Source organism: Rhizobium sp. FY34 (assembly GCF_005222845.1).
Classification (GTDB): Bacteria; Pseudomonadota; Alphaproteobacteria; order Rhizobiales; family Rhizobiaceae; genus Neorhizobium.
Map to the genome: position 1 here is coordinate 118,278 of NZ_STFZ01000012.1, position 12,128 is coordinate 130,405.

Here is a 12,128-nt window from a genome sequence, read left to right on the forward strand (position 1 = left end):
CCCCTGCCTCTCACCGGTTAACCTATGTTCCGAAGGTCGATGTCGATCCGCCCCATGATGCCGAACTCAAGAGCCAGGTTGGCTTCGAACCCATCGAATGAGCGAGGAGCTGCACCTGTTTCCTGCACATAGGAAGGGAGCGAGGCAGCCTTGGATGCAGGACCGTTGAGGAAGCTGATGCTCAAAAACCCCTTTGAGGCTAGATCTGGCGCGGTAGGACATGCAAGGTGATGCCATGGCACCGTTAGCTTCTCCAGTGACGCCAGATCGTTCGCAGCCGCCGCTTTGATTTTGGTAGCATCTCCCATCAAACATCCTGCCTCGAATGGTGAAGGCATTGAGGACGCAGACCATGTTTTGCGAGATTTTTCTGGGCTATACAGGCAGAAGACAGGCATGAGGTTCTGGCTGGCTGCTCTGCTGATCAGCATATCCACCTGAGGGTGCGGCGCAGACTTGGCCTTATAGTTTAACAATCCGCTAATCTTCTTGGCCCCTTTTCGCAAACGCTTGGCCTGGACGCGCATCTTGAGAGTGTAGGTCTTGCCGATCAGGTTCCATTCCCAATCGGCACCGTTTTTCGCTTCCTGTGCTTTTGTGAAGGTTTTTATCGTGACAATCGCGTTGTGCCGTCTCCAGATCTCAAGGAGGCAGCTTTCGGTAATTGTTTCCTCGCCATAGGAGATGTGGCAGCCATATGAGAGCGCCAAATTCTGCGAGACCGCAGTGCCCAGTTCCAGAAACGTGTCGCATAAAGAAGGGGTAGTCACTGCGCCGCCTCCAGCAGGTCTTCCGCCTCGGACAGGCGGATTTCCCCGGACATCAGCTTGGGGAGGAGAAGGTCGCGGGTGGCTGCGAGGGTGCGGTTTTCACCACCGTTCGCGGTGATCTTATTGAACATAGGCAAGATCAATTTGCCAAACTCGCTGAGTAATTCCATTGGTACCTCAACGAAGGGGAAAATTTCCAGCCGGTCCACCTGAGCCCGCTGCCGCCCGGATGTTCCGGTCATGCTAGCAATTGCAGCCGCGCGAAACTCGGGGTGTCGAACAAGCAGATACGCGAAAGGAGCTGGTACTCCCTTTCTCGATCGCAGGACATAAAACTCCGTAGAACCCCAGCCTACCGTCTGCGCGTCAGGCAGGAAGTCGACAAATGCTGATTTGCCATTCTCTAGGCATGGCGTGATCCGGGCGAGCAGGGCATCGCCATTCCTGAAGCGCATACCGGAACCGTACTCCCTTTCAACGGGTGGATCTGCCAATGGCCCCGACGTTGGTAGAGAAGACATGTCGCTATAAGGTGCTGGTGTTCCCTTCTTCAGCGGCTCCTTTGGGTTGAACTCAACAAGAGCGGAAGCGACACCGAGGCTCCACCCCTCCGGTAGCCCGTCATCCCCAAGCGCAGCCGGGAACAGATCGGCAAGGGCTTGTGTCCGTTCGGTGTCCTGCACGAGGCCGCCTATGATGGTGAAGGGATCGGTTGCGCCTTCCAGCTTGCGGCGGGTGGGGCCGAAATCCACGAACCAGTCGCGGAAGATCGCTTGCGCCATCGCCTCCAGCATCTCGTTGGTCCGCCGGTTCAGCTCAATCTTGTCATCGAGAGCGCCCAGCAGCCGACCGACCTTGGTTCTTACCGCTGGATGAACGTCAACTAATTCATAGTCGGCGAGAGACTGCCATGCGACGCGTTGACGGCCTGAAGTACCGGACATGCGCTTTTCAGCAAAAAAACGGAAATGTGGCAATCGTGACAAGTAATAAACAAATTCTGTGTCGCTAAAAAGCAAGGGACGAAAAACAATAAACTCAGTTGAACCGTGCCCTATCCTCCCCGACCCGAGACCGGAGACATATCCACCTTTTCCATTTTCTAAGCATGGCGTTATTCTGGCGAAAAGAGTATCGCCGTCCTGAAATTTTGAACCTGAACCATTAAAGGTTCGTTGGGCAATTTCCCCGATGTCCCTACTATTTATCGGGAGCGCTGCCATCTCGATAAAGGGTGCCTCTGTGCCCTTGCGCAGTTGGATAGAGGGATTGAATTCTACAAGATCGCTGAGCTTCATACTTCGGTTCCACTGAGCGCAAGATTGATTTGCTCTTCGAGCACTCGTGCGCGAGCGAATTGCTGAGCCAGCGTCTTCCTCAGCGCTTCAAACTTCTCTGCAAACGACACTCCATCGTCTTCGGCGTCCACTGCGCCTACATAACGCCCTGGTGTCAGCACGTGGCCATGCTCCCGAACCAGCCTCAAGTCCGCTGATTTGCAAAAGCCCGGCTCGTCCCCATAATCGCCCCAACCGTTCTTCGCCCGCGTTTCCGGCTTCGAACGCCAGCGATGATAGGCACCCGTGATCTTGTCGATATCCTCTGACGTGAACTCGCGACGCACGCGGTCCACCATGAAGCCAAGTTTGCGGGCATCGATGAAGAGGATTTCGCCGCGTCGGTCGCGGTGGCCGTTGGCGCTCTTGTCGCGGGCCAGGATCCAGAGGCAGGCGGGGATCTGGGTGGAATAGAAAAGCTGGCCCGGCAGTGCCACCATACAATCCACCTGATCCGCCTCGATCATCGCCTTGCGGATGTCGCCTTCGCCGGATTGCTGTGAAGACATGGAGCCATTGGCCAGCACCACGCCCGCCGTGCCGCGCGGGGCGAGATGGTGGATGATGTGCTGCAGCCAGCCGAAATTGGCATTGCCGTTCGGCGGCTTGCCAAACTTCCAGCGAGCATCTTCCGCAAGCCGCTCGCCGCCCCAGTCGGAAATGTTGAAGGGCGGGTTGGCAAGGATGAAATCAGCCTTCAGGTCCGGCAGTTCGTCGCGGTGGAAACTGCCCTCGTTGTTCCAGCGGATATCGGCATCGATTCCCTGGACGGCGAGGTTCATCTTGGCCAGACGCCAGGTGGTGTGGTTTATCTCCTGACCATAGACGGCAATATCATTGCGCCGGCCGCCATGCTCCTCGATGAATTTTTCCGACTGCACGAACATGCCGCCAGAGCCGCAGCAGGGGTCGTAGACTCGCCCCTTATAGGGCTCCAGCATTTCGACCAGGGTGCGCACCACGGAGCGCGGTGTGAAGAATTCGCCGCCGCGCTTTCCTTCAGAGCCGGCGAAACCGGAGAGGAAATATTCGTAGACCCGGCCGAGCAGATCCTTGGCCGTATCCTTGCTGTCATGCAGGCCGATATTGGAGAAGAGATCGATCAACTCGCCGAGCATGGTCTTGTTCAACGTCGGGCGGGCATAGTTCTTCGGCAGAACGCCTTTCAATCCCTCGTTCGACGGGAAGCGCTCGATCGCCTCCATCGCCTCGTCGATCAGCTTGCCGATCTCGGGCCGCTTGGCATTGGCCTGCAGAAAAGGCCACCGCGCCTCCGTTGGCACCCAGAACACGTTGTCCGCGAGATATTCCTCTGGGTCTTCCGCATCCGCATACTTGTCTGCCGTGAGCTTGGCATGAAGCCCGTCAAAGGCATCGGAAATGTATTTCAGGAAAATGAGGCCAAGCGCGACATGCTTGTATTCGGAAGGCTCCAGATTGCCCCGGAGCTTGTCAGCAGCCTTAAAAAGCTCGGCCGTGAAGCCGAGGTCGCCATTATTGTCTTTCGCCACGAAGGCAGTCTCCCCAAATCATTTTGCGCGACAATAGGATGGCGGCTCGGGAGGTGTAAAGGCGGGTGAACCATCCTGGGTTGCTCGATCGGAGGAATGCCCCTCACGGCGGATATAATTCCGAAAGGATACCGGAGGAAACCCCGAGGGCGCGGCTCGCATCCTCGCGGATGGAAGCTTTGCAGGTGACCAAAGCCGCTATGTTGTCAATTTTCAGTAAAGCAATCTGGACAATTCCAGCATTTAGCGGGACATGAAAACAACCGATGCGTTTGCATCGCACAGTCTTTCAGGGAAATCGAGCCGCTGGGGCGAATGGCCAACCAGCCTCTGGTGAAGCCGAAGGTAGGGGCATGAGGAATTTCGGTAGTTTGTTCTGGAACTGGTTTGTAAGGCTGGTTGCATTTTGGGGGTTAGCGATCGGGGTTGTCTTCGCGCTCAGCTTTGCGTTGCCGCCGCTCGATATCGGTTTGGTCATCGAACGCATAAGTAATGGTTTGGCGTTGCTGAATGGCCAAGTTGGCGCGAATGAGGCAAAAGCTGCGCTGGACGCTCTGAGCCAGACGGATTTCATCTTCAGCCTCGCGTCGCTTATCTTTGCCGCGGCCATTTCCTTGATGGTGGCTTTTGGACTGCTCCACGTCGCTGCGATCATCCTCTCGCTATACAACCTTCGCCGTGTTGTCTCACGCCCAAAAACACCAACAGACTTTGCCAAGGAATACGACCAGTCGATCTATCACAAATTGGAAGGCAGCAAGCTGCTTGGCCACGCCTGGCGTGAATTCGATGAGACCCTGATAAAACCGTCATCCGGTGAGCCGCCGCTCATTAAGAACACGGTGCGGCCTCAGAGCTTCATCCATTTCGGTACCATTCGGGACCGTCTTTTTGGCCTGAAGATGATGGCTAGCATTCCCGGCTATTTTGTTGCCGTCGGCTTGCTGCTGACATTCGCAGGGATCGTCCTGGCCCTCTACAAAGCCGGAAGCGCTTCCAGTGCAGGCAATGTGGACGAAATGCAGGTGGCGATGACCGAGCTCCTGCAGATCGCATCCTTCAAGTTCACCACATCCATCGCTGGGCTCGGCTGCTCGCTTCTTCTGTCCATCGTCTTCAAGGTCTATACGATTTTGCTTGAGGCCAGCGTGCACAAATTTTGTGAGGCTGCGGAGAGCAGGCTTAAATATGTCCCACCGCAATCGGTTGCCATCGAGATCGCAGAAGCAGCCAAGGAACAGCGGGATCAACTGAAGGAAATCAATAGCGACAAGTTCTTTGCCCAAATGGGTCGGCAGTTGGAGCCGCAGATCCAGTCGGCGTTCGCGTCGGCAATGGCGCCGATTAATGACAGCATTACGGGTGTGCTCGGCAAGATTACGGAGAACAGTCAGAGCGGCATCAACGACATGCTCGCGCAGTTCTCCTCGAGCGTCCAGGGCAGCGCCGGTACGGAATTGCGCCAGCTTGCGGAAACGTTGGGTGCCATGCAGGCAACCCTCGCCGACATGCAAACCGGCGTGCGGGGCTCTGGAGAAGATTTTGCGCGCCGTATGAGCGATGCCGCGGAAAACCTCAACCGTCTGGTCAGTGACGCCGCCCGCTCAATGGACGACGGTGCCAACCGCAATCGCGATGGGCTTGCGGAGATTCTCGCTGCCATGAAGGCCACTTTCGACAAGGCGAGCGAGCAGGTCGACATGGAGCTTGGGCGCGCCGCGGGCGGCGCTTCGGAGCGGATCGAGGCGGCCATGGGCCGGGTGATGGAGAAGCTGGAAAGTCAGGTCAGCACCCTGACCGGCAGCATGACTTCTCTCGACAGCGACCTCCGGGAGGGCGTGGCAAAGACGCAGGAGCAGATCAGAACGGCGCAGGAAAGTGCGGTGTCGACCGTCAGCGCGGTTGCGGTGGGAGCCGCCGAAGCTATCAAGACAGGCCTTGCCGAGGCAATTGCCACTATCCGTCAGGAAGTAGACCGCTTTGAAAGCGCATTGCGCGGATCAAATTCGGCACTTTCTTCACAGGCAAGTGCGCTTGGGGAAGCGACGTCACAAACGCGCATTGTCTCCGATGCGTTTTCAAAGACGGCAACCGATATTCGCTCCGCATCTGCACCGTTGCTACAGTCTGGCGAAAAGATCGCTTCGGCAACGTCGAGCTTCGAAAGTTCGCTTCGCTTGGCAGTCGAGGCACTCACTGCAAGCCAGGCAGCGTCACAGCAATTGAACGGATCCCTGCGTGACCAATCGGAGAGCATGGCCGCGATCTGGAGCAATTATGAAGCACGGTTCGCCCGCATCGACGAAGCGCTTGCGAAATCGGTCAGCGACCTCGCGACCGCAACGGAGCGGCAGGGCGATACGTTGAGCCGCTATGCGACCGACATCGACCGCGGGCTCGCCAATGCCGTCAATACGCTATCCTCCTCAGTTAAGGAAATGAGCGATTCCTTCGATGAATTCTCTGGCTCGATCTCGGACCTGCGATCGGCTGTCCGGCCTGCGGCGGAGTAAGTGAGCCATGCTGGCATTTGACGATGCCGCCGACAAACCGGCGGTCGAAGAGGAAGAGGAAAATTACTTCGTGTCGATGACCGACATGATGGTCGGCATCCTTTTCATCTTCATCATCATGCTGATGGTTTTCGCGTTGCAGTTCCAGAAGCAGACCGACGAATCCGAACAGCAAGCCGATAAATCGAAAGTGCAGATCGAAGAAGTCCTAGAGAAGGTCAGGCAGGTAAGCGAGCAGCTCCATAGCTTGCGATCCGAGATAAACCAAGAGCTTGAGGATCTCAGCCAGTCGCAGCGCGAGCGGACCGCATTGCTGAACGATCTTGAGCGCGAACTGAAGGCCACGGGCCTCGACGTTCAGATCGATCGCGAAAACGGCGTTCTGCGTCTGACGGAAAATGCAATCCGCTTTGCCAGCGACAAGTCAAACTTAAGCACGCAGGCTGCAGACAATGTTCGAAAGCTCGCTGCAGTACTTGCGCGAGTGTTGCCGCAATACACAAGTTGCGTCGGCTCAAGTAGTGCCACGGATTGCAAACAGCTTGCGCCTGGCGCAGCAATCGACACCGTTTTCATTGAGGGGCACACAGACAGACAGGGATCGGAGACCCCGGCCGGCGATAGCCGGAACTGGCAGCTATCGACCGAACGAGCTGTCGAGACTTACCGAACGCTAACTGCCTTCGAGCCATCGCTGAGAGGGCTTAGAAACCCGGAGAAGAAAGAAATCCTGTCTGTCTCAGGCTACTCCTCGACGCGTCCGATACCGGGAACCGAGATTCCTGCACAAGGCGCTGCAATCACCCAACAGGCGTTGGAGAAGAACCGGCGTATCGACATGCGCTTTGTCATGCAGGTTGACCCTTCTGATCGACTGAAAGACGTGCTCCGTCTCACTGACGACATGGAGGGACAGATAGAGAAACTGCGGGAGGCGGCGACACTTAGATGATTGGGCTATTTCGCGAAGCTTGCACAGGCATGTCAGCCCGCGCGTCCGGGCTGACAGGGCATGACGTGATACCCAAATACACTTACGTGCATGAAGCAGCACGATCAATTGGCGCAACCGGCATTGACGATCGTGCAAAGCGTGACCTGGCATCCATCAACGAAATTGCAGCGCGACTGCTACCGATGCTGCAGGCAGGCGATGCCTTGTCGACGAAGGAATTTCGCGACGCTATTTGGTGCCTGTGGGAGGCTAGGACGCCGCTGGCCGACCAACCCGCAGTGCTGAGCCGAATTGTCGACGAAGTGGATCGGAGCGACAAGCGCAAGCTCTTCAGAACGCTCGCTACAGTCTATTTGATACAGTTTCGTCCAGACAGGCCGGGACTTGAGGCCATCAGCTCCATCTTGCAACAAGGCAGTGTTCGCTGGGGCGAGCCTTTCGCGTCATATCACAAAGACTACGCACTCTACGATCCGCTCCTTGGCCCCAAGAATATCGCCGCGCTGGCGTTGCGGCAGGCTATCTCGCCCTCTGACGCGATGCGATCTCTCGGGTTTGGTGCGCTCGACGCGCAGTCCGGCTTCACAGAGGCGATCACCCGAAACCTGCTGGTGCAACTCGGCAACGGCGCGGAGCCCAACCATATGAGGCGCCTGGAGATGGTCAGATCATACGCGCTCGATAGCCGGAACGAGCTTGTCTTTAAGGGACTTGATCTGGAGATAGCCGAAGCCTTGATCAAACCGTTTCTCGGCAAGTCGCCTGAGAAGGCGATTAAAGATCTCTTCTTGAATTTCATTGTTTCGATTTTCAAGGATCCGCGAACCTATCCCGGCCGCTGGGAACGCTTTCCGCACATCAAGGCATTGATCATCTCCTGGCTAACGGAGCAGTCGCTTCGGCAATTCCTTGATATCGTGGGGCTCACCGTAAAGGATCCGAACGACGCTCAGATGTGGCGATATCGACGCGCGTTCTGGGAAGCCGCACACCGGAAAGGCATCATCAGGGGCGCATGGGTGGTCTTCGCGGAGGATGGTGCCCGATTGGCGCGTAGTCGTTTTGGCAAGAACGTGGACTTCGCCACATTTGTCAGCACTGGCTCCAAACAGATCCAGCGCACACACGCTGTGCTTCTCCTTGAGGTAGGGCAAGGAATTGTCGCCGACTGGAGCCACAATGGCAAGGTAAACATTTGGTCCAATGCGTCCGAGCGAAGTGCGCCAAAGCTTTACCAAAGAACCTATAGTTCGGACGATGTAACGATCTCGAAGGACGACACCGAGACGTCACACCATCTGGTCAAAACACACAGCTCGCCCAAAACCTACAGTTGGCAGCGAATCGTCGCTGAGCGAATTTATCGTATGACTAACACTCGTTTGCAGGAGAGCGACTACGGAGTGAAGGGCCGATAATGAGTTTCAAAAGCACACCGCAGCATAACGGCGCTCTTATCCAGTTTGAAAAACGGGGTCTGCTCGGCAAGAAGGTAATTCCCTATCAGCAGTGGGGCGACAAGGCTGCCGCTGGAGATAATGGCCTTCGCTTTCTATCGCATGCGGTTGCAGCCGGTGAGCTTGCTTCATCAGGTGATGGTCTCTTCGCTAAGCCAGAATTCATCTTGTCTTTGTCGGCGATGCAGGCCGATATGCTGGGCGTGCCCAAACTGATTGGTCTTTCGGTCAGCCTTTCCATGCGCGGTCGGATCGACAACTCCGATAGTACCCTCCTCCTGAACTGGCAGGACCAGAATTCGCGGCCCATCACACCGGACTTTCACGGCCCCTTCATTCGCGTGGGCGGCGACTGGGCCCGATTGTCTCGTCCGCTCTACGAAATCCATGTCGCGGCACGAGACTACAACAACTCCGCCGGCCTACCCTTCGCCGAGCGTCTTCCTTTCTGGCAGCAGATTCAGGATAAGTTGTCGACGTATCTTGGCAGCGATGTGCAGGCCGACAAGTTTGTGGGTTCTCTGACAATTTATCAGGCTGGAGCATTCGGCCTTGATGTCCGTGAAACCACGCAGGGAACCGATTTCCTACCGGTGCTGATGTCGCGGACGGTCGAGCCTGAGCTTGGCGAGGTCGATGATGGCAATGATGCGCCGGAAACCGATGGAGACGATGCCGCGGCTTGGGCGCCGGAAACCGACAGACGCAGCAACGATGCTGATGCACTTCTGCCGCCAATCCTCCAGGACACGTTTTACGAACAGGCGCTCTCCCGCCCCGGCAGGACCGAAGCGGCTTATGTAGTTGCCCAGAACACATACCTTCTGCTGGAGCCAACACTGCGCACCGCCCTTGACGTCGTCAAACAGATGCGTGGTGCACCGGCCGAGACCCGCAAAGAGTTCCTGAAGAACCCGCGTACCCGTATCGCAGCAGCGCTGGGCGATGATGGCGACGTGCTCGCGTCCAGCCTGTTCGTCGAGACGGCGCAATATTCCGATCGGATCGAAGGCTTGGGTCTCTGGCAAAAACCAAGCCTGCCCTGGATCAAGAAAAATTCCAACCAATGGCTGCCGGAAAACTTCGTCGTGCGAATTGGCAGCAAGACGCTCAATGCCACTCCGGACAAGATCGAGGAGCTACAGGTTCTATGTGGCCAGGCGGAGCAGGACAGCTCCGAGGAGATCAATTTCGAGCAAGAGCTTTATCCAACCACAGATGTTCGAACTATGCTCACGAGGCTCGATGAAGACGGCGTGTCCTATTCCGGCGAGCCGCAGGGTGACAGGGCGCCCCGCGAGGATCCGGACAATGACGTCCTGATCATCAGGCAAAACTTAGAGGAGCTCGATTTCCAATCCAGATTGGCGAAACGAAGCAGGCTAATCCCCAGCGGCTTTCCAACACAGAGCATAAACGGCACACAGCCCAAGCAACATCAGCTTCAGGGTTTTGACTGGCTTTGCAGTTGCTGGACGCAAGGCTGGCCCGGTGCGCTGCTCGCCGACGATATGGGACTTGGCAAAACATTTCAGGCGCTCGCGTTTCTCGCCTGGATCAGGGACAACATGGCGGCGAGACGAGGCGCCTATCGGGCGCTGCAGGGCCCGATCATAATCGTTGCTCCGACGTCCCTTCTTGACAACTGGAAAAAAGAGGCTGGCATTCATCTCAAGCCGGGAAAGCTTGGTTCCTGTGTCGAGGCATTCGGCTCAGGCTTAAAAGCACTCAAGACCCGCAAAAGCGCCGGATGGACCGAAGAGGACGCGCTCGATGTCGACTATATGCGACAAGCAGACTGGATCCTCACCACTTATGAGACACTGGCCCTTTATCACCGAAGCTTTGCGCGCATCGCCTATTCAATCGCAATCTTCGACGAAATGCAGAAAGTGAAGTCGCCTGATTCGATCAACAGCCACACCGCTAAGACGATGAACATCGACTTTGTTCTCGGCATGACCGGAACACCGATCGAAAACCGGCTGGAGGATCTATGGTGCATCATGGATCGGATCGCCCCCGGCTATCTGGGAGATCTCAAGAGCTTTTCCCGCACGTATGGCGCTGAAGATCCGCAGGCCCTTGCCGAACTCAAGGCGAAGATGGATCGGCCTCAGGGCAATGCACCAGCCATCATGTTGCGACGTATGAAGGATGACGTCGCAAAGGATCTGCCAGCCAAACATATCATGCCATACTCGGTCGCGATGCCGGCGAGCCAGGCAAGGGCCTATGATAAAGCCGTTGCGGCTGCAAAGGCGGGCTCGAAAAGCCGCAAGAGCATGCTGGATACCCTCCATCTGCTCCGCGGCATATCCTTGCATCCTGATCGCACAGGCGAGGCCAATGCTTATGATTCGGCTTGGCGCATGTCGTGGATCAACAGTTCTGCTCGGGTGCAGAAGGCAATCACTCTCCTTGAAGACATCCGCGGCCGGTCGGAGAAGGCGCTTGTGTTTCTTGAGGACCGGGCCATGCAGCAGACGTTTGCAGCAGCGATCGCGGAGCATTTGAATCTCCCTGCGCGGCCACCCGTCATCAATGGAACGATGGTCGGCCGACAGCGCCAGGAGATCGTCGACGCTTTCCAAAAAGCACCCACAGGTTTCGATCTCCTCATCCTCTCACCGAAAGCTGCGGGAATCGGCCTCACGATCACGGCGGCCAATCATGTTATCCACCTCAGCCGATGGTGGAACCCGGCGGTCGAAGACCAATGCAACGACCGCGCCTTCCGCATCGGCCAAACCAAGGATGTCACCATTCACCTGCCCATGGCGATCCACCCCACACATGGAGCAGGGTCATTCGACCAAAAACTGCACGATTTACTTGAGCGCAAGCGATCATTGTCGCGAGACATGCTTGCACCACCGACTTCGGAAAGAGATGTCGATGGCTTGTTCGCGGACGTCGTTGGGTGAGAATGGCGATGCCTATTCGATGCCTAATCACATGGATTACGCGGAAATGCGAGCGGATTGAGCCATCGAGCGTCTATCGGTGATCGCAGAACATTCGCCAGCCCGGGACGCACCGCGAACAGATTAGGCAAGTCATGTCGAAGTATGTCACCGAGGACTGTTACGAGATCACGTTTGTTTACCAAGATCGAGGACGAGCATCATCTCGCACCGCCGCAAAATCAAAGATGCTGGCGGCTGCAGGATCAACTTCCAGGTCGATCGAAACGCAACGCTGCAGCAGGAGTTGAAAAGGCTCAGCCATATGCACCAAATTTATTCACGTAATGAAACAATGAGCGGTCATGGCGTGTTCTTGTCGAAAGATAAATTCTAAAGTTGTCTCGCGGGAGAATCTTGCCGGCTGGCCGAGTGTGCAGGTCAGTTCCGTAATGTGACCTTACAAATGCTGCGTTAAAGGCCCGCAGCCGCCGGGCGTGTGGGTGGCCGCTTGCCCCATGGGGCCAGAAGCAGTTCATTCACCTTGTAACTAGTCCCGAGCAAAGGCGCACAGCGGAAATAATTTCCGCCCTAGGGTCTGTGGGGATTCATCGTGAGTTGATCACAGCCGCTGCCATATAGATCATGGCCTCAAAGCTCTGGTTCGTTTTACAGGCTC

7 protein-coding genes are annotated in these 12,128 nt (G+C 56.4%); 4 read left to right on the plus strand and 3 right to left on the minus strand.

The window, feature by feature from the left end:
* Positions 1-17 precede the first annotated feature (17 nt).
* Genes E8M77_RS10465 through E8M77_RS10475 form a run of 3 tightly spaced genes read right to left on the minus strand, consistent with a single transcriptional unit; the run spans position 18 to position 3,618 of the window.
* Complete coding sequence (locus tag E8M77_RS10465) at positions 18-770, minus strand: DUF6615 family protein (protein WP_137130577.1); 753 nt, start codon at positions 768-770, stop codon at positions 18-20.
* Positions 767-2,068 carry a restriction endonuclease subunit S gene (locus E8M77_RS10470; RefSeq protein ID WP_137130578.1) on the minus strand — a complete coding sequence of 434 codons (1,302 nt, stop codon included), beginning with the start codon at positions 2,066-2,068 and terminating at the stop codon, positions 767-769. Before E8M77_RS10470 ends, E8M77_RS10465 begins: the two co-directional genes overlap by 4 nt.
* Entirely contained in the window at positions 2,065-3,618 is a 1,554-nt protein-coding gene (locus E8M77_RS10475; protein WP_137130579.1) for a class I SAM-dependent DNA methyltransferase, read from the minus strand. Before E8M77_RS10475 ends, E8M77_RS10470 begins: the two co-directional genes overlap by 4 nt.
* A 353-nt stretch (positions 3,619-3,971) precedes the next feature.
* On the opposite strand from E8M77_RS10475, the gene zorA reads away from it, so the two are divergent.
* From zorA to E8M77_RS10495, 4 genes are read left to right on the plus strand one after another with little or no spacing between them, the layout of a single operon-like run.
* Entirely contained in the window at positions 3,972-6,131 is a 2,160-nt protein-coding gene (zorA, locus tag E8M77_RS10480) for an anti-phage ZorAB system protein ZorA (RefSeq protein WP_137130580.1), read from the plus strand.
* A 7-nt stretch (positions 6,132-6,138) separates the two neighbouring features.
* Positions 6,139-7,083 (plus strand): OmpA family protein, encoded by a 945-nt coding sequence (locus tag E8M77_RS10485; protein WP_137130581.1) that lies wholly within the window; start codon positions 6,139-6,141, stop codon positions 7,081-7,083.
* Entirely contained in the window at positions 7,080-8,504 is a 1,425-nt protein-coding gene (locus E8M77_RS10490; RefSeq protein ID WP_137130582.1) for an EH signature domain-containing protein, read from the plus strand. The genes E8M77_RS10485 and E8M77_RS10490 overlap by 4 nt, the downstream gene beginning before the upstream one ends.
* The gene (locus E8M77_RS10495) at positions 8,504-11,470 is read left to right on the plus strand and encodes a DEAD/DEAH box helicase (RefSeq protein WP_137130583.1); all 2,967 of its coding nucleotides are present in this window, start codon (positions 8,504-8,506) and stop codon (positions 11,468-11,470) included. The genes E8M77_RS10490 and E8M77_RS10495 overlap by 1 nt, the downstream gene beginning before the upstream one ends.
* Positions 11,471-12,128: the final 658 nt, after the last annotated feature.

Excerpts from the sequence above, each read along its gene's own strand:
- E8M77_RS10470 (WP_137130578.1), bottom strand. The coding sequence starts at position 2,068 with ATGAAGCTCAGCGATCTTGTAGAATTCAATCCCTCTATCCAACTGCGC.
- zorA (WP_137130580.1), top strand. The coding sequence starts at position 3,972 with ATGAGGAATTTCGGTAGTTTGTTCTGGAACTGGTTTGTAAGGCTGGTT.
- E8M77_RS10485 (WP_137130581.1), top strand. The coding sequence starts at position 6,139 with ATGCTGGCATTTGACGATGCCGCCGACAAACCGGCGGTCGAAGAGGAA.
- E8M77_RS10490 (WP_137130582.1), top strand. The coding sequence starts at position 7,080 with ATGATTGGGCTATTTCGCGAAGCTTGCACAGGCATGTCAGCCCGCGCG.
- E8M77_RS10495 (WP_137130583.1), top strand. The coding sequence starts at position 8,504 with ATGAGTTTCAAAAGCACACCGCAGCATAACGGCGCTCTTATCCAGTTT.